The 23,525-nt window shown below is 46.7% G+C and carries 25 protein-coding genes; 12 read left to right on the plus strand and 13 right to left on the minus strand.

The window, feature by feature from the left end:
- Nucleotides 1-26: 26 nt before the first annotated feature.
- Nucleotides 27-2,120 carry a heavy metal translocating P-type ATPase gene (locus C7Y66_RS08125; protein WP_106545174.1) on the plus strand — a complete coding sequence of 698 codons (2,094 nt, stop codon included), beginning with the start codon at nucleotides 27-29 and terminating at the stop codon, nucleotides 2,118-2,120.
- Between the two features lie 699 nt (nucleotides 2,121-2,819).
- Here the strand turns inward: C7Y66_RS08125 and C7Y66_RS32850 are convergent.
- The 4 genes from C7Y66_RS32850 to C7Y66_RS08140 all read right to left on the minus strand — a co-directional run bounded on the left by C7Y66_RS32850 (nucleotide 2,820) and on the right by C7Y66_RS08140 (nucleotide 5,081).
- Nucleotides 2,820-3,044 (minus strand): transposase family protein, encoded by a 225-nt coding sequence (locus C7Y66_RS32850; protein WP_199197307.1) that lies wholly within the window; start codon nucleotides 3,042-3,044, stop codon nucleotides 2,820-2,822.
- 38 nt (nucleotides 3,045-3,082) lie between these two features.
- On the minus strand, nucleotides 3,083-3,268 hold the full coding sequence (locus C7Y66_RS33320; protein WP_199197308.1) for a transposase family protein: 186 nt from the start codon (nucleotides 3,266-3,268) through the stop codon (nucleotides 3,083-3,085).
- A 43-nt stretch (nucleotides 3,269-3,311) separates the two neighbouring features.
- Nucleotides 3,312-3,494 (minus strand): transposase family protein, encoded by a 183-nt coding sequence (locus C7Y66_RS33325; RefSeq protein ID WP_199197309.1) that lies wholly within the window; start codon nucleotides 3,492-3,494, stop codon nucleotides 3,312-3,314.
- A 474-nt stretch (nucleotides 3,495-3,968) separates the two neighbouring features.
- Complete coding sequence (locus tag C7Y66_RS08140) at nucleotides 3,969-5,081, minus strand: precorrin-8X methylmutase (RefSeq protein ID WP_106545175.1); 1,113 nt, start codon at nucleotides 5,079-5,081, stop codon at nucleotides 3,969-3,971.
- A gap of 86 nt (nucleotides 5,082-5,167) precedes the next feature.
- On the opposite strand from C7Y66_RS08140, the gene C7Y66_RS08145 reads away from it, so the two are divergent.
- A complete protein-coding gene (locus C7Y66_RS08145) occupies nucleotides 5,168-7,084 on the plus strand; it encodes a heavy metal translocating P-type ATPase (protein ID WP_106545176.1) in 1,917 nt (638 codons plus the stop codon).
- A gap of 239 nt (nucleotides 7,085-7,323) precedes the next feature.
- Here the strand turns inward: C7Y66_RS08145 and C7Y66_RS08155 are convergent, their stop codons facing one another.
- Entirely contained in the window at nucleotides 7,324-8,184 is an 861-nt protein-coding gene (locus C7Y66_RS08155; protein WP_233222577.1) for a DUF5602 domain-containing protein, read from the minus strand.
- A 308-nt stretch (nucleotides 8,185-8,492) separates the two neighbouring features.
- On the opposite strand from C7Y66_RS08155, the gene C7Y66_RS08160 reads away from it, so the two are divergent.
- From C7Y66_RS08160 to fldA, 8 genes are all read left to right on the plus strand, one after another.
- The gene (locus tag C7Y66_RS08160; RefSeq protein WP_106545177.1) at nucleotides 8,493-8,849 is read left to right on the plus strand and encodes a four-helix bundle copper-binding protein; all 357 of its coding nucleotides are present in this window, start codon (nucleotides 8,493-8,495) and stop codon (nucleotides 8,847-8,849) included.
- Between the two features lie 155 nt (nucleotides 8,850-9,004).
- The gene (locus C7Y66_RS08165) at nucleotides 9,005-9,337 is read left to right on the plus strand and encodes a four-helix bundle copper-binding protein (protein WP_106545178.1); all 333 of its coding nucleotides are present in this window, start codon (nucleotides 9,005-9,007) and stop codon (nucleotides 9,335-9,337) included.
- A gap of 192 nt (nucleotides 9,338-9,529) precedes the next feature.
- Nucleotides 9,530-9,724: a heavy-metal-associated domain-containing protein gene (locus tag C7Y66_RS08170; RefSeq protein ID WP_106545179.1), complete on the plus strand. Its 195-nt coding sequence runs from the start codon at nucleotides 9,530-9,532 to the stop codon at nucleotides 9,722-9,724.
- A gap of 41 nt (nucleotides 9,725-9,765) precedes the next feature.
- On the plus strand, nucleotides 9,766-12,021 hold the full coding sequence (locus C7Y66_RS08175) for a heavy metal translocating P-type ATPase (RefSeq protein ID WP_106545180.1): 2,256 nt from the start codon (nucleotides 9,766-9,768) through the stop codon (nucleotides 12,019-12,021).
- The gene (locus tag C7Y66_RS30955) at nucleotides 12,018-12,161 is read left to right on the plus strand and encodes a hypothetical protein (RefSeq protein ID WP_158265886.1); all 144 of its coding nucleotides are present in this window, start codon (nucleotides 12,018-12,020) and stop codon (nucleotides 12,159-12,161) included. Before C7Y66_RS08175 ends, C7Y66_RS30955 begins: the two co-directional genes overlap by 4 nt.
- Nucleotides 12,162-12,175: 14 nt before the next feature.
- Nucleotides 12,176-12,766, plus strand: coding sequence for a cupredoxin domain-containing protein (locus tag C7Y66_RS08180; protein ID WP_106545181.1), 591 nt, complete (start codon nucleotides 12,176-12,178; stop codon nucleotides 12,764-12,766).
- 110 nt (nucleotides 12,767-12,876) lie between these two features.
- Nucleotides 12,877-13,290 carry a heavy metal-responsive transcriptional regulator gene (locus tag C7Y66_RS08185; RefSeq protein WP_106545182.1) on the plus strand — a complete coding sequence of 138 codons (414 nt, stop codon included), beginning with the start codon at nucleotides 12,877-12,879 and terminating at the stop codon, nucleotides 13,288-13,290.
- A gap of 358 nt (nucleotides 13,291-13,648) precedes the next feature.
- On the plus strand, nucleotides 13,649-14,161 hold the full coding sequence (fldA, locus tag C7Y66_RS08190; protein WP_106545183.1) for a flavodoxin FldA: 513 nt from the start codon (nucleotides 13,649-13,651) through the stop codon (nucleotides 14,159-14,161).
- Between the two features lie 87 nt (nucleotides 14,162-14,248).
- On the opposite strand, the gene C7Y66_RS08195 is transcribed toward fldA, so the two are convergent.
- The 5 genes from C7Y66_RS08195 to C7Y66_RS08215 form a co-directional block, all read right to left on the minus strand.
- Entirely contained in the window at nucleotides 14,249-14,917 is a 669-nt protein-coding gene (locus tag C7Y66_RS08195) for a class I SAM-dependent methyltransferase (protein ID WP_106545184.1), read from the minus strand.
- 11 nt (nucleotides 14,918-14,928) lie between these two features.
- Complete coding sequence (locus C7Y66_RS08200; protein WP_106545185.1) at nucleotides 14,929-15,795, minus strand: RNA polymerase sigma-70 factor; 867 nt, start codon at nucleotides 15,793-15,795, stop codon at nucleotides 14,929-14,931.
- 3 nt (nucleotides 15,796-15,798) lie between these two features.
- Nucleotides 15,799-16,422: an FMN-dependent NADH-azoreductase gene (locus C7Y66_RS08205; RefSeq protein ID WP_106545186.1), complete on the minus strand. Its 624-nt coding sequence runs from the start codon at nucleotides 16,420-16,422 to the stop codon at nucleotides 15,799-15,801.
- A gap of 112 nt (nucleotides 16,423-16,534) precedes the next feature.
- Entirely contained in the window at nucleotides 16,535-17,164 is a 630-nt protein-coding gene (locus C7Y66_RS08210; protein ID WP_106545208.1) for a class I SAM-dependent methyltransferase, read from the minus strand.
- A 98-nt stretch (nucleotides 17,165-17,262) separates the two neighbouring features.
- Nucleotides 17,263-17,532, minus strand: a complete 270-nt coding sequence (locus tag C7Y66_RS08215; RefSeq protein ID WP_106545187.1) for a thioredoxin family protein — start codon at nucleotides 17,530-17,532, stop codon at nucleotides 17,263-17,265.
- Nucleotides 17,533-18,082: 550 nt separating this feature from the next.
- Between C7Y66_RS08215 and C7Y66_RS08220 the strand changes: the two genes are divergently transcribed.
- Both C7Y66_RS08220 and C7Y66_RS33245 read left to right on the plus strand, forming a co-directional pair.
- Nucleotides 18,083-18,577, plus strand: coding sequence for a hypothetical protein (locus C7Y66_RS08220; RefSeq protein ID WP_106545188.1), 495 nt, complete (start codon nucleotides 18,083-18,085; stop codon nucleotides 18,575-18,577).
- A 219-nt stretch (nucleotides 18,578-18,796) separates the two neighbouring features.
- Nucleotides 18,797-21,484, plus strand: a complete 2,688-nt coding sequence (locus C7Y66_RS33245; protein WP_199197311.1) for a LuxR C-terminal-related transcriptional regulator — start codon at nucleotides 18,797-18,799, stop codon at nucleotides 21,482-21,484.
- 98 nt (nucleotides 21,485-21,582) lie between these two features.
- On the opposite strand, the gene C7Y66_RS08230 is transcribed toward C7Y66_RS33245, so the two are convergent.
- From C7Y66_RS08230 to C7Y66_RS08240, 3 genes are all read right to left on the minus strand, one after another.
- Nucleotides 21,583-21,972 carry a YkvA family protein gene (locus tag C7Y66_RS08230; RefSeq protein ID WP_106545189.1) on the minus strand — a complete coding sequence of 130 codons (390 nt, stop codon included), beginning with the start codon at nucleotides 21,970-21,972 and terminating at the stop codon, nucleotides 21,583-21,585.
- 9 nt (nucleotides 21,973-21,981) lie between these two features.
- Nucleotides 21,982-22,686: a cytochrome b/b6 domain-containing protein gene (locus C7Y66_RS08235; RefSeq protein WP_106545190.1), complete on the minus strand. Its 705-nt coding sequence runs from the start codon at nucleotides 22,684-22,686 to the stop codon at nucleotides 21,982-21,984.
- 202 nt (nucleotides 22,687-22,888) lie between these two features.
- Nucleotides 22,889-23,467 carry a hypothetical protein gene (locus C7Y66_RS08240; RefSeq protein ID WP_106545191.1) on the minus strand — a complete coding sequence of 193 codons (579 nt, stop codon included), beginning with the start codon at nucleotides 23,465-23,467 and terminating at the stop codon, nucleotides 22,889-22,891.
- Between the last annotated feature and the right edge of the window lie 58 nt (nucleotides 23,468-23,525).

Here is a 23,525-nt window from a genome sequence, read left to right on the forward strand (position 1 = left end):
TTTTCTGCACTTTTATAGAGAGACTTATGCGACACAATCACGAGCATCACGGGCATCAGCAACCCCAGCCAGAATACGTCGGACATGACGAACATCAGAAGCAACTTGCTGATGCCCGTCAGGATTTGCATGAAGCTCGACAGCAACATTCCCACCACGATCGGCACGCAGGTCATAGTCCAGAAATCTTTCAGCGACGATTCTTCATCTGCCTAGTGCTAAGTTTACCCGTGCTGTACTACGCGCCCATGTTTCAAATGTGGTTTGGGTATCGCGCGATCGCGTTTCCTGGTTCAGAGTGGGTTGCCCCGATTCTCAGCACAGTCATCTACTTTTATGGCGGTTGGGTCTTTCTGCGAGGGGCATGGCGTGAATTTCACAGCAAGATTGGCATGATGACGCTGATTGCGCTCGCCATCACTGTTGCCTTTATTTACAGTCTTGCTGTTTCATTTGGACTGAGAGGCGAACCATTTTATTGGGAATTGGTAACGCTCGTTGACATCATGCTGCTAGGGCACTGGATCGAAATGGCATCGGTTCAGGGAGCAAGTCGAGCCTTAGAGAATTTAGCAGAACTCGTGCCTACCGTGGCACATCGTTTGGTCAATGGACGAGTTGAGGATGTTCAGGTCGATACGCTACAACACGATGACTTAATTCTGGTTCGTCCTGGCGAACAAATTCCGATCGATGGCGAAGTCACAGAAGGTGCTTCTAGCGTGAATGAAGCTTTTCTCACAGGGGAATCCCGCCCAGTCACCAAGCAAGTCAACGATGAAGTGGTTGCCGGAGCCGTAAATGGAGATGGCGCGTTGACCGTGAAAGTTACTCGAACGGGCGAACAAACTACTCTCAGTCAAATTATGCGCCTGGTTGAGGAAGCGCAAAGCTCTAAAAGCCGCTATCAAGCATTAGCGGATCGATTAGCGTATTGGTTGACGCTAATCGCGATCGCAGTTGCAACGCTGACCTTTATTGTTTGGCTGACATTTGGTCCCGATAGTACTTTTGCGATTAATCGCGCTGTAACGGTATTAGTGATTGCTTGTCCGCACGCATTAGGCTTAGCGATTCCCCTCGTGATTGTCAATGCAACAGCAATGTCGGCGAAACATGGAATTTTGGTTCGCAGTCGAGAAGCGTTTGAGCGAGCAAGAAACATTCAAACAATTGCGTTCGATAAAACTGGAACGTTAACGGAAGGACAATTTGGGGTTCAACGAATTTATACAGATAAAATTGATGAACTCAAAGCGTTAGGAATCGCGGCAACGCTAGAGTCGCTCTCCGAACATCCTCTGGCTCAAGCGATCGTACAGGAAGCAGATCGTCGCCAGATTCAATTTACAAAAGGCGAAGATTTTCAAGCAATTCCTGGTAGCGGTGTGGAAGGCACGGTAAACAACCAACGTTATCGAGTCGGTAGACCTGAATGGGTGCGCGAATTGAAGCTAGAATTCCCAGCAGCCTTACAAGCGGGATTGGAGCAAAGCGAGTCGCGGGGAGAAAGCGCGATCGTCCTCATGGACGAGCGGCAAGTGCTGGCTGTTTTTGGATTAGCCGATCGAGTGCGGGAACCTGCAAGAGAAGCTGTCGCGAGATTGCAGGAAATGGGCGTGCAAGTGGTGATGATTACGGGTGATGCAGAAGCAGTTGCCAAGACCGTTGCTGAGGATTTGAACATCGATCGCTACTATGCCCGCGTGCTACCGCAAGATAAAGCCTCCATTATCCGCAGACTCAAAGCCGAAAAACCGACTGCTTTTGTGGGAGATGGGATTAATGATGCACCTGCTCTCACTGAGGCAGATTTAGGACTGGCGATCGGAGCTGGAACCAATGTCGCGATCGAATCCGCAGATTTGGTATTAATCAATAGTAGTCCCCTCGATGCCACATATGCATTGAAGTTGGCAAAAGCGACCTACAATAAGATGCTGCAAAATCTGTTTTGGGCAACGGGTTACAACGTCATTGGCATTCCTTTAGCCGCAGGAGTCGCTTACTCCTTCGGAATTTTGTTATCTCCAGCAGTGGGTGCTATCTTCATGAGCGTTTCGACGGTTGTTGTTTCGATTAATGCCATGTTATTACGTCGGCTTAGACTCAGAGAATGAGATTATTGCCAGGATAGCATCGTAGAGTCTACCTTCTAGACGTAGATTTACAAAGGTCATGAGACGATAGCGGAACTCAGCCCAGCATCTGAGTGTATCCGCTCGTCAAGCTGTTGCCACTACGGGGATATAAAACGGTGAAATAAATATCGAGCAGTGCCAGAAGCAACAGTACAATGCCAACTACTTTCGATAGGGTTGTGTCGCAAAAACGATTTGAGGACAGAAAATCCTTAATCCCTGCTAAAGAAGAATGAGCGAAGCTAAAGTTAATATTCCAACAATTATCGCCTGCCACTTAAACTTTTTGGAGTTATGACTAGGGAAGAGTTTAGCTTTTTTTGAAGAGTGTTTTAGCACGACTTGCACCAGTAAAATTGTGAAACAGCACTGATAAATTATACTCAAAGCGCTCGTCACTAAAAGTATTGCTAACGATGGTGGCGGAATATAATTACAGAGCCAACTATCGAGCGGGTCTTAGTTCCGTACAATAGACCTGTCCGAAAATTAGTAAGCCAGTCTGTGCAAAGCTTTGAGAACCAGCTTTGGGATCTTCGTGAAAACGTAGAAATCAGGGTTAGAGATGGTTAGTGATAGTTTAGCCCCAAAAATATACACTCCCTTGCTTTGGTTGAACAGTGGAATTAGCGCTTTGAATTAAGTTGGCAAAATTCAACTACCAATTCTTAACCTGACTCAACCACAAACAGTCAGAATTATCGGCTCGTATACCGGAGAATGAAGTCGAAATCTTTCAGCTGCAATGCGGAAAATTTTCATAAGTCTAATCAAATGTTCTACAAACACCCGCTCTCCTGAAAAGACTTTATTTTCTGCTTTTTGCGTGGTGGTTAATTCCCGCTGACGAGGTTTCTTATGAGGAGTAGAGATGTTCTTACCACCAATTGTTCGCTTTATCACCTTGAAATGATTGTGCAGGAGCAAATTTTGCCCTTTGATTACGAAATCAAGAAATGTCGCGCTCTTGAACCCTTCTCTCCTACTATCACATCTACAATATCTTTAGCTAAAGGTAGTGAAACAACCTGGCTTTTAAAAGTATGACGTTTCTGTTTGCCAGCAAAGTATTCTTGTTGCTTTTTATTGTCGGTCGGTCGCTCCCTAGGCTGTTCGTAACTATCCACAATTAACTCAGATTCTTTGAAGATTTCTTGTACAAATTCATAATCACTCTCTGGATTTTCTACCTGCCCCTTGTAAACTGGAAGGCAAAACTTCTCTCAAGATTAAGAGCCAATAATGAAACGTATCGTTCGCTTCTGTTTTCGAGCTCCCAAACGGCATTCCTAAAATTTCAAATGTCGGCATTTGCCTTAAGTAAAATAGGCACAGACATATCTCCTCTGTCATCGTTAGTTTCGGTTTACGTCCCCCTCCTCTTGCATTGAGACGAACCTTCTGACGTTCGGTCTCAGCTTGCCTCTCTTTTTGGTTCAATTCGGCTTGTTTAACTAATCAAAGAAATTGCTCGTAGCTAATTCCCAATATTTGTTTGGTACGGAGTGGATATTTGTGAATATAATGAAGTGGATTTTTCATTATGGTAGACCAACGGTAGACACTCAATTTACCGTTCTACCATTTTTTTGTATCCGGATTTATATTTCGGACAGGTCTAATTAAAGTAGCAATGTTACTTCTATTGCTGTTGTTTGGATTAAAACTTCTGATTGACACGGGAAAGCAAATTGTTCTTTAATAGCGTTCGCTGAATTTTGTCGCTGGGATGGCGACAAATTAGCCTGCTACATTCCGATCGACATGCTCCATGTTTTTAGAATTGACCAAGGGGGACTGATAGATAGGCGCTCGATCCATCTCACCTCACAGTGATGATAAGTAGCAGTGACAGTCTGGCTTCTCAATCAGGGACTCCACAAGCGCATTCAATGCCACTGCTGCTAACAGTCCACCGCCCGACGTTCCCTCGACCGTGATGTAGGGAACGCCGGAGCGGATTAACCGTCGTTTGGCAGCAGGTGCGTGACTAAAGCCAATCGGCATTGCAACGATAAGTGCAGGTTGAAGCTGTCCTTGTTCGATCGATTCACAGACAGACATTAAAACCGAAGGAGCGTACCCGATCGCCAAGATACAGCCGTTCGCGAGCTTCTGCAAGCGCTCTTGCCATTGCTCGTCGTTCCAGAAGGCTTGCTCCGCCTCTACAGCACTGATGATGTGGGAGTCAGCAATTAGAGTTTCAACCGGACATTTCAGATGCGCCAAGCGCGTTCGATCGAGGGCGGCAACCACTGGTGTAACATCGCCTACGACTTGACACCCTGCTTTGAGGGCATTGCGAGCAGCAGCGATCGCATCTCGGCTTTGCCGGACAAACTGCACTAAACTGACATCGCCACACGCGAGTACGAGCTTGGAGAGCAAATCGGCTTCAATCTCGGAACGATCGCTCAAATTAGGTAGCAAACGCTGTAAAGATTCCTGGAAGGCTTCTGGATGGGCAGTAGTTTCTGCATCTAGGCGGTGCCAGAGTTTTTCCAACTCTCCAACCCCACTCTGGGTTTCAACTTCCAATAATCTCAATTGGGCAAGAGCTTCTGCCTGGATCGTTTGACAATCGCGATCGCGTCCTAAGACTCCTTCGAGTGCGGCGGCGGTCTGTCGCAGGCGAGCTAACTGCTGGACGATCGTGTGGTATTGCTGTTGTAGTTGCGCGATCGCCGTTGAATCGACTTCGGTTTCTAAACCGCTTTTGAGGAGTTGCTGAATGTGGGATAGCTGAAAACCCTGCTGCTTTAACGCCACAACCTGCCGCAGTTGCTGCACGTCACGTTGAGTATAAAGGCGATAGTTGCTGGCTGAACGTTGGGGTTGGGGCAACAGCCCCAAGGTGTGGTAATGCCGCACCATTCGAGGCGTAATGCCATTCCCCACCGCTTCTGTCAGTTCTTTGATCGTTAAATCCTGCCTTTTCATGTCTCTAGTCTAGACTAAAACCTTGACATTGTCATTAATGTCAAGGTTTAAGGTAGAAGAGCGATTCGATTTCTACTAATTGCCCTATGTCCTCACTGACAATTCCTCGTCCTGCTTTCCTCAAGGAGCATCCAGATGCGATCGCCGCAATTCTCTGCGGTGTCCTTATCCTACTGAGCTGGCTCGCGCTGCAATCTGGTTGGCTGGGACTCGCGTTGTTGATTCTTCCTGCTGCCTATGTCATTGGGGGCTATGAAAGCGCTCGTGAAGGCTTAACCACTCTTTTTAAAGAAAAAGAACTCGATGTAGACCTATTAATGATTGTGGCAGCTTTAGGAGCGGCAGGGCTAGGATTATGGCGGCAGGAGTACAACCTGATTGTAGATGGAGCGATCTTAATTCTGATTTTCTCAATTAGTGGTGCGCTAGAAGGCTATGCAATGCGGCGAACCGAGCGAAGTATCCGCAGCCTGATGAATTTGACTTCGGATGTTGCACGAGTGCTGCGAAATGGACAAGAGCAGTCGGTGGCGGTCGCCCAACTTCAAATCGGCGATGAAGTGTTGGTCAAACCTGGAGAACTGGTTCCGACCGATGGTTCGATTGTCGAAGGCTTCAGTACCCTCAATCAGGCTCCGATTACTGGAGAATCGATGCCTGTTGAGAAAACGGTGGGTGATGAAGTCTTTGCAGGGACGATTAACGGCAACGGTGCTCTAAAACTGAAGATTCACCAGCCACCCGAAAGTAGCTTAATTCAGCGAGTGATTCGCCTCGTCAAGCAGGCACAGACCGAAGCACCTCCGTCTCAGCAGTTTATCGAACGGTTTGAGCGGAGTTACGCCAAGGCGATCGTAATTGCAGGCATTCTGCTTGCTATTGTACCGCCTTTTTTCTGGGGCTGGAGTTGGGAGACAACCATCTATCGCGCCTTGATTTTTCTAGTCGTTGCCTCTCCCTGTGCGCTGATGGCAGCGATTATGCCAACATTGCTATCGGGGATTGCAAATGGGGCAAGACAGGGCATTTTGTTTAAGAATGGTACTCAGTTAGAACTGATTGGGCGAGTCCGAGCGATCGCTTTCGACAAAACTGGAACGCTAACGATCGGTAAACCTCAAGTCATTGAAGTCCTAGCGATGCCAAAGGCAGAAACTCAATTGCTACAAGTTGCGGCGGCGCTAGAGAGCTTGTCCGAACATCCGATCGGTGAGTCAATTTTCCAGTACGCTCGACAGCAACGAGTTGAATGGAAGCAAGCGACGAACGTTCAAGCTCATGCAGGGCAAGGAATTACCGGAGAAATTGGTCAAAAACAGGCACTGGTTGGTAAGGCAGCTTTTGTCCGAGAGCGGGTGAACGGCTGGTCAAACTGGCTGATTGCATCGGCGCAGCAGTTGGAAGACGCAGGAAAAACCATAGTATGGGTTGCCTATGCGGGAGAACCTCTAGGAGCGATCGCGGTTGCAGATACGGTTCGTCCAGAGGCAAAAAGCGCGATCGCCCGATTAAAACAACTAGGTATTCAGGAAATTGTGATGCTGACGGGGGACAACGAACGCACTGCCCGCAGTATCGCCAGAGAAATTGGCATTGACCAAGTGTACTCCGAACTTCTGCCTGAAAACAAAGTGGACGTGGTGCGATCGCTACAACGACGATATCAAACAGTTGCAATGGTTGGAGATGGGATCAACGATGCTCCAGCGCTGGCTCAAGCCTCTGTTGGAATTGCAATGGGAACCGCAGGAAGTGATGTTGCGCTGGATACTGCCGATATCGTATTGATGGCAGATCGTCTGGAACGGTTAGTCACTGCAATTCGTCTGGGTCGCCGCTCTGGGCGTGTCGTGAAGCAAAACATTACGTTCGCCCTCAGTTTCATTGTACTGTTATTGACTGCAAACTTTGTCAGTCACATTACCCTGCCGCTCGGCGTGATTGGACACGAGGGGTCTACCGTGCTTGTGACTCTCAGTGGTTTAAGATTGCTAAAAAATTGAGGTTAGATAGTGCAAATAATCAATTAGACTTAACAGATGAACGCATCAAAACTTGGGTGAGTCAACTGAAGCAAGAATTTGGATTTTAGAGAGTAATATCAGCTTCATTGCTAACTCAAGTAAAAAGTATTTCAACATTGAAGATATAAACTTCAGCCTTTTTGCTTGTCTTGAAGCTTATACTTTCCTACCAAAAATAGCTGCGCTCGTCTTATGTGGACGATTGCTTAACTCTTGTCTTAGAAAGATTTTGAAGAACGAAACATCAATCGATCGAGAGACATGGTATAAACTTGCTGTGTTCGCTCGTATTTAACGCTATATGAAGTGGGATAGTAGGCACTCTTAGAATATGCTTCTGGAAGTTTGATAGCTTCGGTAAAATTTGGTTGTGTTTCTAACCAAGATTTAGTCAGCATCGGTTCTCCAAAGACTATTTCTCCGTTGTATGTTCCGTAGATGAACGTCTTAGTGAAGGGTAAACCCCGAAATTCTGACGATTTGCTGTCAACCCAATGCCTTCCTTCTCTAGGAGCAGGATTGGTAGGCTCTGGAATGTAATCTGTTGGGAGTGATTTCTTTAAGGGTGCCTTGTATACCTTAATCAAATCGTCCCCATTTGCCGTAATTTTCTTTCGTTCCTCAGCACCCAGCGAGTAGAAGTGAAAGTCAAAGTGAGCAGAATTATATACATCAAGCGGTTGATGCCCTTGCGGATTCCAAGTGATGATAACATAGCGAAATGCTGAAGCAGAAGCTTCTGGCGGTAGCGAAAACTCGTATTCGCGGGGTGTTGCTGGTAGATTCGACAGTGCTTCCTTAGTAAAAGTAACGCCAATTGTGGAGGGATTTTTCTTAGCATCAAGCGTGGCAAAGGAGCGAATAACTCCGTTACCTAGCTGTTCTGGCTTACCGTAGATTTGAACGGCTTGCTTTAGCTTGGGTGCAGTGACAATATTGGTGGTTCTTAAGGTAAGAGCAGAAAAGAAACTGGCAATGCGATCGGTTAATTTTGGTAGGAATATAACAACTATAGTAGTAGCTACCAGTAGAGCAATAGCTTTTTTATTAGTAATGCTTTTAAAACGTGTATTAGTCATACAAAAGTGGTAATTAAGTTAATGGTCTTCGTCTTACTAACACCCATTACTCATTATCATTACTCATTATTCTTATATCTACAGGTTCTCACATGGAAATGAAATTAGCGTGAAATATTCGCGATCGTGTATTAGCTAAAACAGATATCACATGGAGATGAAATTTGGATGAAATTGCTGTATCTCTACAGTAAGAAATTCGCTCCATACCATTAGAGAGACGCGAGCGCGTTTGCTACTTTCTAAAGTGAAGCTACAGAAGCATAATGACTGCTTCATTTTGTTTTTAAAGCTTTCGGAGGAAACTTATGACAACAGCTCAATCTCATCAATCCCAACTCGAAACTTGCATTCAAGCTTGTCTCGATTGCCTGCGCGAGTGTGAAAATTGTGCCACTGCCTGCTTAGATAGCGACATGGTACAAATGATGGCTCAATGTATCAAGCTGTGCCGCGATTGTGCTGACACTTGCGATATCTGCGCTCGTTTTATGTCCCGTAACTCCGACCTCCACGGTCAGTTATGCAGCGTTTGTGCCGATGCTTGCGATCGCTGTGCGGTTGAGTGCGAAAAGCACGACCACGACCACTGCAAGCGTTGCGCTCAGTCCTGCCGCCGTTGCGCCGAGTCCTGCCGTCAAATGGCTATAGCTATGGCTGCGTAAAAACTGTCTTTGCCGTCTGCTCCTTGGATGGGCAGACGCATTACCACGAGCACCAAAATCTGTCTCTAGTAGTACTCGATCGTCTTGATTCTCCAGCTAACTAGAGACTCTAAGCTCGATCGTGACGTTAATACTTAAGTGCTAGGAGAGTTCTCATGCCGCATCAAGATTACCAATCTATTGTAGATGCTGCCGTTCACTGCGCCTATGAATGCGAACACTGCGAAGATGCGTGTCTCGGTAGTATGCCAGAATGCGCTCGCGTATGCCGCGATTGTGCAGATATTTGCTGGGCTTCTGCTGCTTACATCAGCCGTGGCTCGCGCTTCATTCCTCAAATCGTTCGCTCCTGTATCGAAATCTGCGAAGCATGTGCCACTGAATGCGAGAAGCACAAAGATAACCCCCATTGTCAAAAATGCGCTCAAGCTTGTCGGCGTGCTGTTGAGGAATACCGTAAGGTTGCTAGCGTTGCAGGCATAGCCTAATCGATTTCAAACAGCCAGATTAGGCAGGATATGTCCCTCCTTAGTTTTTAAGGAGGGAATTGTCTTACTGAGCGATCGCTTCTCTCGTGTTTAAAGCTGCTAGAAGTAGAAAAACAAAATTGTATTTCCCCCTTGACTCTCCACTTGACTGGAGAATTCACAATAGATTTAGTCACTTCATGGAGTCAGCAAATGACACTACAACTGAAAGTTCCCAGACTTGCCTGTGCTGCTTGTATAAATACCGTGACTCAGGCGGTTAAGAGTATTGATGCAACAGCAAAAGTAGAAGCAGACGCAAAAACGAAAATGGTCAGGATCGATACACAGCACTCGGAAGCAGAAATTAAAGGAGCGATCGCTGCTGTGGGATATCCCACAGCTTAAGCAGTTACAAGTTAACAGTTCCAATAAAAAGCAATCTTAATATGGATAACGTCACAATAAAACTCAGAGGCATGAGCTGTGCCTCTTGTGCTAACAACATTGAAGATGCCATTCGCTCTGTTCCTGGGGTAAGCCATACCAGTGTTAACTTTGGAGCCGAACAAGCTACAGTCACTTACGATCATAACCAGACAGACGTGGCAACGCTGCAAAATGCAGTTGATGCAGCTGGATATTCGGCTCAACCGATACAAGAAGACGTGTTGGCAGCAGAAGACGATACGGAACGTCAGACGCGGCAGAAGGAAAATCGCGCCTTAACCCGTAAGGTGTGGGTCAGTGGTATTATCAGTGCCACTCTAGTTATTGGATCGTTGCCTGCCATGACGGGGCTATCTATACCTTTCATTCCCATGTGGCTGCACGCTCCCTGGCTACAACTGGTGTTAACCGCTCCGGTGTTGTTCTGGGCGGGTAGCTCCTTCTTCATTAATGCCTGGAAAGCTCTCAAGCGCCATACAGCTACAATGGATACTTTAGTGGCGATCGGTACGGGTGCGGCTTACTTGTATTCTTTATTCCCCACCTTCTTTCCTGGGTGGTTTATCGCTCAAGGTCTCAGACCCGACGTATATTACGAAGCCGCCGCTGTCATCATTACTCTGATCTTGCTAGGACGACTCCTAGAGAATCGCGCTAAGGGGCAAACTTCAGAAGCGATTCGCAAACTTATGGGCTTGCAGGCGAAGACGGCGCGGGTCATTCGCAACGGTCGGGAAGTCGATGTTCCGATCGCTGAGGTAGTTTTGGGAGATGTCATCCTAGTTCGTCCTGGGGAAAAGATTCCCGTCGATGGAGAAATTGTTGATGGTTCTTCCACTATTGATGAGTCGATGGTGACGGGTGAAAGCTTGCCTGTGAAAAAGCAGTCCGGCGATGAGGTGATTGGCGCGACGCTCAATAAAACTGGAAGCTTTAAGTTTAAGGCAACAAGAGTTGGTAAAGATACATTTTTAGCGCAAATTGTCAAGCTGGTACAGCAAGCTCAAGGTGACAAAGCGCCGATTCAGCGATTGGCAGACCGAGTAACGGGATGGTTCGTGCCTGCGGTGATAGCGATCGCGATCGCCACCTTCATTATTTGGTTCAACGTCATGGGCAACGTGACGATGGCGTTGATTACCACTGTGGGGGTGTTAATTATTGCCTGTCCTTGTGCCTTGGGTTTGGCTACTCCCACATCCATCATGGTTGGTACGGGGAAAGGTGCAGAAAACGGCATTCTGATTAAAGGTGCAGAAAGTCTGGAATTAGCGCACAAACTGCAAGCGATCGTTCTCGACAAGACGGGTACGATTACACAAGGTAGGCCGACTGTCACGGACTTTGTAAGTGTCAGTGGTACGGCAAATAGCAACGAGTTAAAACTTTTACACCTAGCGGCATCTGTCGAACGCAATTCCGAGCATCCCCTAGCTGAAGCAGTCGTGCAATATGCTCGTTCTCAGGGTGTAGAACCGACCGAAGCACGAGAGTTTGAAGCGGTTGCAGGTAGCGGCGTGCAAGGCTATGTATCCGATCGCCTCGTACAAATCGGTACTCATCGTTGGATGAATGAATTGGGCATTAATACCAGCCAACTGCAACAACAGTGGGAGCGATTGGAATATTTGGGGAAAACAGTCGTTTGGATTGCGATCGATGGTACGGTTCAAGGAATTATGGGAATTTCCGATGCGGTCAAACCATCTTCGACTGGGGCAATCCGCACGCTGCAACGAATGGGATTAGAAGTGGTGATGCTCACGGGTGACAACCGCCGTACCGCAGAAGTTATTGCCCGTGAAGTGGGGATTAAACGAGTCTTTGCTGAAGTTCGTCCCGACCAAAAAGCGGCTCAGGTACAGAACCTCCAGGCAGAAGGCAAGGTTGTGGCGATGGTGGGGGATGGGATTAACGATGCACCAGCTTTGGCGCAAGCGGATGTCGGCGTTGCTATTGGTACGGGTACGGATGTGGCGATCTCTGCTAGTGACATTACGCTAATTTCTGGCGACTTACAAGGCATCGTGACGGCGATTCAACTCTCGCGTGCCACGATTCGCAATATCAGACAAAATCTGTTCTTTGCTTTCATCTACAACGTGGCTGGCATTCCAATTGCCGCAGGGATTCTCTTTCCTTTCTTCGGTTGGCTGCTCAGTCCGATTATTGCAGGTGCGGCGATGGCATTTAGTTCTGTCTCTGTAGTGACGAATGCATTGCGGTTGCGTAACTTCCATCCAAAAACGAGTTGAACCGCGATTGCGCTGAGCGCAGTGCCAGAGGCAATCGCACTTTTGATGGAGAAGTAACAATGCTCAAGCAAGTGACATTTTTCGGTACGTTAGTAGGATTTGGATTTCTGTTGGGAGTCATTTGGGGAGCGATTGTCTAGGAGGTTTTTCAATGATGAATAAAAGGGCGATTGCCAGTGCGATCGCGAGTTTGGGATTAGTATTGGGAATTGCTTCGGGTCAAGCGGTTGCACAAATGTCTCACGAAGGAATGCAACGCTCCGAATCAGAGAACACCAGTCAGTTTGAGCGCATCGAACAACCTTTATGGTTAAAAGGTGCAGTTACGGTTGGTGGCTTAGGATTAATTGGGCTAGAGCTATGGTGGTTTCTGCTGAGCAAGCCTAAATCGCAAAAAGCCAAGACAGAGCGGGGGATTCAGGAAATCGATATTGCTGTTGATGGTGGATACGAACCGAGTCAGGTTGTGGTCAATGCAGGTGAACCAGTGCGGCTCAACTTCTACCGTAAAGATCCTAGCAGTTGCCTTGAAGAAGTCCGTTTTCCTGACTTTCATATTGCCCAGGAACTACCTTTGAACAAAGTTACACCGATTGAATTCACGCCCGACAAACCTGGCAAATATGAGTTTACCTGTGGCATGAATATGTTTCGAGGCGCTCTAGAAGTTCAAGCAGCCAATTCTACAAGCGCACTACAGCCATCCAGTGTTGACAACAACGGGAAAGCATCTGCGCTTCGCTGAGCCGATCTGCATCACCGTTCATCGAGCGATGTCGCCTATCCTCTTGCCTCTCCAGTCAACTGGAGAGTTTAGGATAGAAGTGACTGAGTTTACGAGCATAGGAGTTGAATATGTTAGTTCAAGAACAGACAAAATTAATTGGTTCAGTTGCAAAGGAAAGTGGCGTACCAATCAAAACAATTCGCTACTATGAAGAGTTAGGTCTACTCAAAACATCGGGGAGAACAGAAGGTGGATTTAGAATATTCAGCTCTGATGTTTTAGCTCGGTTGAACTTTATTAAACGAGCGCAGAGACTGGGGTTGAGTCTAGCAGAAATTAAAGATTTTTTAGAGATTCACGATCGCGGCGAGCTACCGTGCGAACATGTCCAAATAAAGCTAGAAGATAAAATCTCCCAAATCGAGCAACAAATTCAGCAGTTACAGATTCTCAAGCTAGAGTTAACAGGACTACTCTCTGGTTGGGAGACTATACCGGAAAATCCGGAAGAGACGATTTGCCCGATTATTGAACGTGCATAGATAAGTGCTTTTGCATCAGAAACTCAAGTTTTCTGTACCTAAAAGCTGAATATGACTTGAGTTGTGCAATACTTCAGGACTGAGCAATACTTCAGGACTGAATAGTTAGAAAGTCGTAGACAGATTCTCGCTCTTCTTTATTTACTGGCGATCGCTCTGCCAGTCTGCTACGTCAACCTAAAAAATCGTGCTGAAACAGTAATAAATGCAATTTTACAATTAGAGCTTTTTTCAATCAAGCACTAACTGTTTCATGTTTCAAAACTTTATCACCAATTATATTTTTTTTGGTTTACCCCCTTGACTCTCCAGTTAGCTAGAGAATTTAAATTAGTTTTAGTTCTAATGAGGAGAAGAAATGACTAAAATTGGTTTATTTTTTGGAACTCAAACCAGCAACACGCAAACTGCGGCAGAAATAATTCAGAAAGAGTTTGGCGGTGACAGTGTTGTTGACTTAAATGACATTTCCAAGGCTGAAACCAGCAATTTTGAAGGCTATAACTACATCATCATCGGTTGCCCTACCTGGAACGTTGGCGAGTTGCAAAGCGATTGGGAAGACTTTTTTGACGAATTAGATACCATTGATTTCACGGGTAAGAAAGTAGCTTATTTTGGTGAAGGCGACCAAGTAGGCTATCCCGACACTTTCCAAGATGCTATGGGCATGTTGGAAGAAAAAATTGTCGAACGAGGTGGCGAAACAGTCGGCTATTGGTCTACAGATGGTTATGAATTTACTGATTCTAAAGCCTTACGCGATGGTAAGTTTGTCGGTTTGGCACTAGATGAAGATAATCAATCAGACTTAACAGATGAGCGCATCAAAACTTGGGTCACTCAGCTGAAGCAAGAATTTGGTCTGTAGGACGCGATCGCAGGTGGTTCGTCAAACTGGGAAGTATTGAACGATCTTCGTTTTGACTTACATCGCTACGCTATTGTTGCAGTACCTTTAAAACTTACTTGCTCTGCCTCGGATGAAAGCAAGTCCACCATAACGAGTCTTTCTCACTTCAATTTCCGTAAAACCAGTTGCTTCCATGACAGCTTGGTAATCTTGCAAGTTAGTTTTCACCCAAAAGTGGACGAGTAGTAACGGGTGTAGAACTCGTAGCAGAGGACTGGCAGGTGGTTCAACATCAACGATTGACAAGCTACCACCTGGTTTGAGAACGCGATACATTTCGGCAAATCCTTTGCGTTTCAGGTCGTCTCCTGGCAAGTGGTGCAGCATCATGCTACTGAGTACAACATCGAACGTACAATCGGGAAAAGGAATATTCTCAATTAGCCCCACCTGAAAGGCAATATCCACGCCACTTTGAGAGGCTTTACGCCTCGCCACATCTACCATTTCTGGAGAAGCGTCAATTCCATACACCTCACCCGTCGCTCCAACTCGTGTCTTAACTGCGATCGCCAGACTACCAGTACCGCAGCCTACATCCAGCACTTTGTCGCTCGGTTTTAGCCCTGCCATTTGAGCCGTCATTTCTCGAATATCTCGCTCTTTCCCCAGTGCCACTAAGCCGACAACTGCATCATACAAATGCGCCCAACGTCGAACTGTTTGTCCTGTGGTTTGAGGTGCTTGTTGGTGGGACTCTACTCTTCTATGCATTTTTCTCTCCTTCACTCAATTGATGGTTGAATCGATCTCAGTTTCTCTGGATTAACAACAGCAAAAATAGATTGGATATAGCGATTGGCAAAACTAAAGGTAAAGACTCCTGTTGGAGAACCATTTATGTAGTTAACGATTCCCGCTCGACCGTTGATTTGCAGCAAGCTAGCAGTAAATGCTGGTAGCAACGAGCTGCGGCGAATGGCAATTAGGAAACGAGCAACTTTCTGCCGACCGTGTAGGGGGATTCGAGCTGCCGTAGCCTTCCCACCTCCATCTGACCAAAAGGTGATATTTTCCGACATCAATACAATCAGTCCGTGCAAGTCTCCCTGATTCCAGCTTTCTAAGAACTGCTCGACCAATGCTTCCTGTTGTTGAATGGATGCAGTCACGTTAGGTCTACGCAAGGCAAGGCGAGCGCGACGGACAATTTGACGACAATTAGGAACGCTTTTCCCAACGATTTTGGCAATCTCAGCGTATTCATAGTCAAATACCTCGCGCAGTAGGAAAATTGCTCGTTCTGTGGGCGACAAGCATTCCAGCAAGATTAAAAACGCAAATGAGAGCGAGTCGGCTAACTCGACTTGCTCCACAGGATGAGAAAATTCTTGGGTAATTAATGGCTCTGGCAGCCATGCACCAATATACCTTTCTCGTTGGACGCGGGCTGAGCGCAGGCGATCGATACACAAACGAGCAATGAGTTGAGAAAGATACGATCTGGGCGATCGCACCGCTGCTTCTGCTGTTTGCCATCGCAACCATGCTTCCTGTACCATATCTTCAGCATCCGTGACACTGCTAAGCATACGATACGCGATCGCCAAGAGCAAAGGTCGATACTGGTTAAAAATCTCTAATCGATTCATCAGTTACCAAGTAGCTGCTAAAGCCATGAGTTTAGTTCGCGCCGTTTCAATTTGCTGGTGGCGAATTTCATCTGGCATGAATTGGTTTGGTACGGCGATAACCGTCACCTCAACAATGCCAATGAACTCTAAAATTGCTCGCAGGTACGGTTCGCAAAAATCAAACTTCGCCATTGGTGTACCTGGGGCATAATCTCCTGCACTTGGGGTAATGACTAACGCTTTCTTGCCTGTAGCCAGTCCTTGAAGCGTAAATGTCTCTTGATCGAAGGCAAAGGTGCGATCGACGCGAACAACATTGTCCAAATAAGCCTTGAAATTAGACGGCACGCTCAGGTTATACATTGGTACTCCCAGCAACAAGCGATCTGCCCAAAGTAATTCTGCAATCAGTTGCTCTGAGTGAGATAAAACCCCAACCATTTCTGAAGTTCGAGCTTCTGGAGGAGTGTAATTGGCTTTTGTCCATGATTCTGTAGGATGAGCCGGAGGATTTGTGCCGACATCCCGCATCTTGTGCTGAGCATGAGAATGATTCGTCTGCCAAGCTTGGACAAACTCGTGGCTAAGACTGCGGGAAATCGATCGCTCCAGGCGAACGCTAGATTGGACTTCGAGTAACTTCATGGTAAAGTGTTTCGTCTTTAAAAGACAGGCAATACTTACCTATAAGACGAAGAACCCCTCGCTGTTGTGACAAGACTACGGCAGTGTTAATAATAATGGGATCGACACTCGACTAATTATGGCGGGGCGTGGCTGTCGCTATCATCATTCCCCAAACAACACTAAAACGGAATTTAGTCGCACGGTCGATGTCAAAGCCTGCTAGCTCCAGCAAGTGATGAAACTCTGTTTCGGTGTAACACTGCTGGTAAGCTGGGTCAAAAAACTTCAACACCAAATCGCAGAGCCGACATAGCAAATAATCTTTACACCAATCTAGAATGACTACCCTACCGTTAGGTTGCAATACCCGTTTCATTTCTACTAATGCTGCTACAGGATCTTCAAAATAGTGGAAAGAACTGGCAGATACAACTAAGTCAAAACTGTTGTTAGGAAATGGGAGTGCCGACGCAGGCGCAGTGTGGAACGAAACGTTGGAGTAGGCGTGAAGTTTTTGGCGGGCGATCGCCAGCATTTTTTCGGAAATGTCTACTCCAATTATCTCTTGCGTCGGCTGCTGAGTCAGTACCAACCGTTCAAATTCACCCGTGCCACAGGCAATATCCAGCACTTTGTCTTGGGCAGAAATCTGCGCCCAGTCTTGGAGAAATGACAGCGTATTGGTAATATAACTGCTCCAGCGGCGATCGTACTTCGCTGCCATTTGGTCGTATTGTTCTCGAACTGTGGTTTTAGTCATGTGGATTTTGGATGTTTGTTGAACGAGCGATCGCCAAAAGAGTTGCGGAAAATCTCCATACAACTTCAAGCTCTTTTGGTTACCCCACACCTCCAATTTCAATTTAGAGGCTGACCTACGCCAATAGCTTGCAGTTGCTCTCGATTTGGTTTACCAGTCAAAACCAGTTTTCCATCGATCGCCAGCGCGGGAACTGCCTGAACCCTATATTGCTGGGCTTTCGTCAGGTAGGTTGGATGTGTCTGTCCCTGTCGCAGGTCATATATTGATACCTCACAACTAGGACAAGTCAGTTCTTGCACCAATCGAACTGTCTCATTGCAAAGAGGGCAGTCGGCTACAAAAATTTCAATCTTACGAGTTGCCATAATTTCCACCAGGAACGCATTAAAATTTTTTCCTGCTACTATTCTTATTCTGGATTCTCTAGCTAACTGGAGAGTCAAGAGGAATGAAATATTTTTCGCTCGACAATCTTTAACAAAACAGGTTGATAGCCGAGCATAGCTTGAATTCTAATTGTGAAGAAATTTGACGATCGCTTGATTCTCCAACCGAGTAGAGAATTTAACCTAGCTCTATGACGAAGCGCAGACAAAACAGATGGAACGTTCTGTTCAATCGCCAAAACATAGCAGTCCTGAGAATAATACTCCTTTGTCTGCTGGTGGCTTTTCCGGTTTGAACTCAATAGTTTTATGGTTAATTTATTTACGCTAAAGGGATTTGGGCAAACAAGCAATTACATGGGCTTCTGGCATTCATTAAGTCCCATTGCGTTACTTACTTTGTCTACTGAAAACAATTTACTTCTCCAAGCATCGAGGCGGCGATAGAGTTTCATTAACCGAGCAGTTAGCTCTCCATACCTGACTTCACTATTGAACGACTGTCTCAAGAACTTACTTAAATTATCGTATGTCAAATCATCAAAACACCATTCACTCCTTTCGTTGGCTGGATTCACCCGAATGGAATGTGAGTGTATTCTCATTTTTGTTGTCTTTCTTCTGGGAGATTCAGCAAATGCCGTTTTATCAAATTCCCTCCGAACTTTCCTACTTCGACATAACTAGCAATTGCACTCTCGCTACAGTCGGGGATGTTGGTATCTCACTGACTTCATTTTGGGTAGTTGCAGTTATATCAAAATCGCGTCAATGGGTTTATCAACCAAGCCGCTGGCAAATCGGCATTTTTACACTTGTAGGAGTTGCGATTACAGTTATTTTTGAAGCTCTAGCGACTGGATCGCTTGGTGTATGGGCATATGCCGATTCCATGCCAACACTTCCCATTTTCTGTACTGGACTATTGCCACTATTGATGTGGATGCTGATACCGCCTTTGACAATTTGGTTCGTCAAGCGCCAACTCTCTCATGTCAGATATAGAAACTCGAAACCAATGTAATGGAAGACTCTACCGAGCGATTTCTCAACAATAAATTGGCTTGTGCATTGCTCTAGGATCGCCGACGAGCAGCTTTTATCCGTTGTAAAGTAGTTTGACCTTCTAAAGTTTTGATTTGCTAGAGTTTTGATTTGCTAGTTTTGAGATAGATTCTAATTGGTCGGCTTGACAGTAATGCGTTAGCCAAGCAGCGTGAATTAGGGTTGAGGGGTATCATCAATGGCTAGTCCCCTGTTATTAACAAAATTCCACATTCCACCTGTTCGATCTTCTTTGGTGCAGCGCGATCGCCTCCTGGAACGGTTGAATCGGGGCATGGAAGGAAAGTTAATCCTGATCTCGGCTCCGGCTGGCTCTGGTAAAACTACCATACTGAGCGAGTGGTTGCGTCAAACCAAATTTTCTAGCAGTTGGTTATCGCTAGATGCAGGGGATAACGATCCGATCCGCTTCTGGACTTATTTTGTTGCAGCTTTGCAGCAATCCCATCCCGACATTGGAGAGGCGACGCTCTCCATGCTGCGATCGCTCGAATCTCCATCGTTCGAGTCTTTCCTCATCCCGCTGATTAACGAAATCACCAGGTTTTCGGATAACCAGATTTTAGTTTTGGACGATTTTCACGCGATCGCGGCTCGTCCAATTCATGAGGGAATGACTTTTTTACTCGAACACCTACCACTCCAACTGCACTTGGCGATCGCCTCTCGCCTCGATCCACCTCTGCCACTAGCGCGATGGCGCGTCCGTAACCAGTTGACGCAACTGGGAGCAGCAGACTTATGCTTCACCCTAGCAGAGACGACTGCATTCATCAACCGATCGATGCAACTGCCTTTATCTCAGGAGCAAGTAGCGGCAATTCAGGCACGGACGGAGGGATGGATTGCGGGATTGCAATTGGCGGCGCTATCAATGCGCGATGTCAAGGACATTTCGGCATTTATTGCCTCGTTAACCGGAGATCGGCATTACGTTTTGGACTATCTAGTTGAAGAGGTGCTGGAGCGTCAGCCCAAGCCCCTCCAGGCGTTTCTCCTGCGGACTTCGATTCTGGAGCAGATGTGCGAAGATCTTTGTCAAGCAGTGGTGGGAAGCACTCGGACGGAGACCTTAGCACAGCTAGAACGCTGGAACCTGTTTGTTGTGCCACTCGACGACAATCGGCAGTGGTATCGGTATCACCACCTGTTTCGCCAACTGCTTTTGGATCGCTTGCAACGGATAGAACCGGAGCAGGTGAGCGAGTATCATCGTCGGGCGCAAAAGTGGTACGAACAACATGGATTTGTCACCGAAACAATTAGCCACGCAATCGCCGCTGGTAATTTCTCCCAGGCAGCAGAGGCGATCGAGCGGGAAGCTGGGCTAAGCAATCCACGAGTCGAACCTGCCAGGTTATTAACATTTCTAGAGGCACTGCCCGACAATCTCGTGTGGACGCGCCCGTGGTTGTTGCTATCTTACGCCTGGGCGCTCTATTCTACTGCTCAATTTCCCGCCGCAGTGCGGGCAGTTCGCTCTCTGGAATCGCTGCTGCAACAACAAAAACCCTCGGCAAATACCGAGAAGTTATGGGGGCTGGTGACTGCAATTAAGGGTATACAAGCGCGTCAACAGGGAGCAACGGCTGAATCAGTCAAGTTGATGGAACGAGCTTTACAGCAGTTGCCTCAAGACGATTCTTGGCTGCGGGCAGTCATTCTACTCAATCTCGGCGTGACTTACTTTGTGGCAGACAACTATGCAGCGGCTAAAAGCTTACTCTCAGAAGTGACTCAAATTGGTAAAAACAAAGGCATAGCAGATCCGGCGATCGCGGGATTATATTTGCAGGCGCAGTTTCTTGCCTTACGCGGTCGGCTCGATGAGGCAACTACCCTGTGCCAGCAAGGAGTCGAGCTAGCTAGGGAAAGGGGTTGGTTGTCCACCTATGCAGGTGTATTGGTAAAGGTAGCAATGGGAGAATTGCTGCGAGAACAGAATCGACTAGAGGCAGCCGCACAACACCTCACCGAAAGCATCGAGCGCGGTATTCAAACCCGACAGCCAGGTTTGATGATGGGTTACATTACCTTGGCTCGCGTGCGTCAGGCGCAAGGGGACACCCAAGCAGCAAGAAATGCAATTAAGGCAGCCCAAAAGTGTCAAGTTTGGTTGTGGTCAACGATTCTTTCGGTTCCGGCTTGTCAAGCAAGATTAGATTTAGCGCAGGGGAATTTGGATGCGGCGATCGCCTGGACGGAGGATAGCGGTCTAAGCGTGGATGGCGAATTGCGATACAGTTTTACTGACAAGTCTCCGGTCGGATCGGAACTAGATTACTTAACTTTAGCAAGAGTCCTAATCGCTCGTGGCAGATTGGCAGATGTAACTAAGCCCTACCTAGATGATGCTCTGCGACTGCTGGAGCGACTCCATGATTTTACCGCAGCAGGTGGACGTACAGCACGAGTGATGGAAGTGTTGATGCTGCAAGCTTTGGCTTGGCAAGCACAGGGAAAGAGCGAGCGATCGCTACATCTACTGCAACGATCGCTCGCTCTTTCCCATGCAGGAGACTATATCCGTTTATTTGTAGATGAAGGTCAGCCGATGGCAGAGTTATTACGCGATGCTGCTGCGGATGGGATGCATCTTCGATCGGTCAATCGCTTGTTAGCAGCCTTTGGTCAGGTTGAGAAGGCAGCTGCTAAAGTTCAGCCACTGATCGAGCCTTTGAGCGATCGCGAACTGGAGGTTTTGCAACACCTGGCTCAAGGTCTTTCCAATCGGGCGATCGCAGATCAACTTTTCGTCACCCTTGCCGCGATTAAATGGCACGCCCGCAATATCTACGGTAAGCTGGATGTCAGCAACCGTACTCAAGCAGTAGCGAAGGCAAGAGAATTAGGGATTTTGGTATAAGCCATAACACAAGATAGTTTGGCAATGCGATCGCGATATGCAGTACGGGCGATCGTGGTTTAAAACCAATGTTTGGATTGGTTGATGAGAGTTTTTTCTTACCGTCGTGTCGCTCTCATCGCCAAAAACACCGCTAGCATAGCGAATAATAACCAAATACTCACGATAGCTCCTGCGGCTACCCAATTCGTCGGCTTCTGTCGCTGTAGGCTTCGCGCCCGTTCGCGATATTCTGCCATCACATCTGCTGGAATCATCTTAATTGCCAGTGCAATACCGAGCGGAACCAAGATCAGGTCGTCAAGATAGCCCAAAAGCGGAATTGGGTCGGGAATCAGATCGATTGGACTGAAGGCATAGCCTACGACGCACGCCACAAATATTCTGGCGTACCAAGGCACGCGAGGATCGCGATATGCCAGATACAACGCATACAGTTCTGCTTTGAGGTGCTTTGCTTGTTGCTTTAACTGGTCAAGTCTTGTCATGTTTGTGGCTTACTTGAAGAGGGGAATAATCCAAGCAGCAGCAATACTAAACAGGACAATAGCTTCTAAGACTTTCAGTGTAGAAGCTGACTGCAACCAATTTGCGACTACAACTAGTTGCAAATCGTTCCACCAGTTGAGGAAATGCCCCAACCACAGAGTAGGGCGATCTCGCTCGCGGTATTGCCAATTTAGCATTGATGTCAGTAACGATCTACCACCAACCCTAACCACCATTAAGAGGTGAAGTGCAACGCATAACACCATCGTTACCCACGAAATCAGATGAATGTAGTACCATGTGTGGTTGAGTTCTCCATTTGGCAACCACTTTTCGTCCATCATCTTGCCAGAGAAGAGAGCAAAAGTTAGTGCCAGAATCACAATTGTATTGGTTAACCGATGCAGCGTATACCACCAAATCGGTTTCCCGACTTGAATTAGCTTCTGAAGAGAATCTTGTTGAATCAGGCGTTGCTGTCCGCGATGAAAGGCATACAAAGCAAACAGAGGAAATAAAAGCAAAACATACAGCCCAAACGTACCATGAATGCTTTCAATTGCCTCAAATCGGGGTAAAGGAATTCGTCCCCACCGTCCATCATAGGTATCATAAGTCCAGAAAGCCGTTCCAATTGCACATAAGACAAATAAGCCAATTAGTCCATGCAAAATCCGAAAAAGAAGTGGCTGATAAGGCTGAGATAATTTCATCAAATCTGCTCATAAAATTCATCAGAAACTATCCGTTAATAGAAGTTTCAGAAAATATTTTTATCTTACCAAAATGATAGTAAGTCGAAACGATAGCGTAGTTCAATAAACTGGAATTTCAGTCATATTGCTGATCCTCAACTTACGAAATTGACGCGCTCCGAATCTCGCTCGCAGACAGCCAGTATACGGTAAGACAACATCAGTTGCCGTGATGTCTTATCGGTGTCTTACCATCAGTGTAGCCCCGTAGTCTATTGTAGGTGGCGATCTGCTTGGGTGAGAGTAGAGGAGTAATTTCTAGATGAGCTTGCAAATGTGTTTGGCGTAATTTACCGTACAGCATTGCCAGTGCTTCGGTTTGGGTTTGTAACGCCTGCTGTGCAATGGTTTTGTCAGCAAAAGCTATACTCAAACGCTGCTCCTGAGCTACAATCTCTCGTCCCAATCGCTTAGCTTCTACATTCATCTTTTCAAACGCGGCTTGCACTTGCTGAGTTTGCTTGGCAGAGAGATTAAGTTGCCCTTTGAGATCGAGGACGTGCCTTGGTCCAGGATAGTCATTCAGCTCAGCCATCCGTGCAAACCCCGCACCACGCCCATTCAACAGATCGTCAACTTCTCGCGTACTTAACCCGCGAATTGGGCTAGATAATTTATCAACATACGGCGATCTAGGTGTTTGGTTCGCACTCGCAGCACTCAAACGTGCAAAAATACCAGCGCCCACAACTGGAAGTAATAGCAAAGAGCTGACGACAAGTATAAATCTTGTTTGCATAACATTCCTTTAGCAGTCGAGCAAGAAACAAAAATCTGCCTAATAAACTATCCTCTTA

This window comes from Chroococcidiopsis sp. CCALA 051 (assembly GCF_003015105.1).
Classification (GTDB): domain Bacteria; phylum Cyanobacteriota; class Cyanobacteriia; order Cyanobacteriales; family Chroococcidiopsidaceae; genus Chroococcidiopsis; species Chroococcidiopsis thermalis.

What these genes read in the sequence shown, in the direction of transcription:
- C7Y66_RS08175 (WP_106545180.1), top strand. Translation starts at nt 9,766, where the DNA reads ATGGATAACGTCACAATAAAACTCAGAGGCATGAGCTGTGCCTCTTGT.
- C7Y66_RS08205 (WP_106545186.1), bottom strand. Translation starts at nt 16,422, where the DNA reads ATGAAGTTACTCGAAGTCCAATCTAGCGTTCGCCTGGAGCGATCGATT.
- C7Y66_RS33245 (WP_199197311.1), top strand. Translation starts at nt 18,797, where the DNA reads ATGGCTAGTCCCCTGTTATTAACAAAATTCCACATTCCACCTGTTCGA.
- C7Y66_RS08140 (WP_106545175.1), bottom strand. Translation starts at nt 5,081, where the DNA reads ATGAAAAGGCAGGATTTAACGATCAAAGAACTGACAGAAGCGGTGGGG.
- C7Y66_RS08210 (WP_106545208.1), bottom strand. Translation starts at nt 17,164, where the DNA reads ATGACTAAAACCACAGTTCGAGAACAATACGACCAAATGGCAGCGAAG.
- C7Y66_RS08195 (WP_106545184.1), bottom strand. Translation starts at nt 14,917, where the DNA reads ATGCATAGAAGAGTAGAGTCCCACCAACAAGCACCTCAAACCACAGGA.
- C7Y66_RS08160 (WP_106545177.1), top strand. Translation starts at nt 8,493, where the DNA reads ATGACAACAGCTCAATCTCATCAATCCCAACTCGAAACTTGCATTCAA.
- C7Y66_RS08220 (WP_106545188.1), top strand. Translation starts at nt 18,083, where the DNA reads ATGTCAAATCATCAAAACACCATTCACTCCTTTCGTTGGCTGGATTCA.
- C7Y66_RS08185 (WP_106545182.1), top strand. Translation starts at nt 12,877, where the DNA reads ATGTTAGTTCAAGAACAGACAAAATTAATTGGTTCAGTTGCAAAGGAA.
- C7Y66_RS08200 (WP_106545185.1), bottom strand. Translation starts at nt 15,795, where the DNA reads ATGAATCGATTAGAGATTTTTAACCAGTATCGACCTTTGCTCTTGGCG.
- fldA (WP_106545183.1), top strand. Translation starts at nt 13,649, where the DNA reads ATGACTAAAATTGGTTTATTTTTTGGAACTCAAACCAGCAACACGCAA.
- C7Y66_RS08235 (WP_106545190.1), bottom strand. Translation starts at nt 22,686, where the DNA reads ATGAAATTATCTCAGCCTTATCAGCCACTTCTTTTTCGGATTTTGCAT.
- C7Y66_RS08230 (WP_106545189.1), bottom strand. Translation starts at nt 21,972, where the DNA reads ATGACAAGACTTGACCAGTTAAAGCAACAAGCAAAGCACCTCAAAGCA.
- C7Y66_RS08170 (WP_106545179.1), top strand. Translation starts at nt 9,530, where the DNA reads ATGACACTACAACTGAAAGTTCCCAGACTTGCCTGTGCTGCTTGTATA.
- C7Y66_RS08215 (WP_106545187.1), bottom strand. Translation starts at nt 17,532, where the DNA reads ATGGCAACTCGTAAGATTGAAATTTTTGTAGCCGACTGCCCTCTTTGC.
- C7Y66_RS08180 (WP_106545181.1), top strand. Translation starts at nt 12,176, where the DNA reads ATGAATAAAAGGGCGATTGCCAGTGCGATCGCGAGTTTGGGATTAGTA.
- C7Y66_RS33325 (WP_199197309.1), bottom strand. Translation starts at nt 3,494, where the DNA reads ATGACAGAGGAGATATGTCTGTGCCTATTTTACTTAAGGCAAATGCCG.
- C7Y66_RS08240 (WP_106545191.1), bottom strand. Translation starts at nt 23,467, where the DNA reads ATGCAAACAAGATTTATACTTGTCGTCAGCTCTTTGCTATTACTTCCA.
- C7Y66_RS08155 (WP_233222577.1), bottom strand. Translation starts at nt 8,184, where the DNA reads ATGACTAATACACGTTTTAAAAGCATTACTAATAAAAAAGCTATTGCT.
- C7Y66_RS08165 (WP_106545178.1), top strand. Translation starts at nt 9,005, where the DNA reads ATGCCGCATCAAGATTACCAATCTATTGTAGATGCTGCCGTTCACTGC.
- C7Y66_RS08125 (WP_106545174.1), top strand. Translation starts at nt 27, where the DNA reads ATGCGACACAATCACGAGCATCACGGGCATCAGCAACCCCAGCCAGAA.
- C7Y66_RS08145 (WP_106545176.1), top strand. Translation starts at nt 5,168, where the DNA reads ATGTCCTCACTGACAATTCCTCGTCCTGCTTTCCTCAAGGAGCATCCA.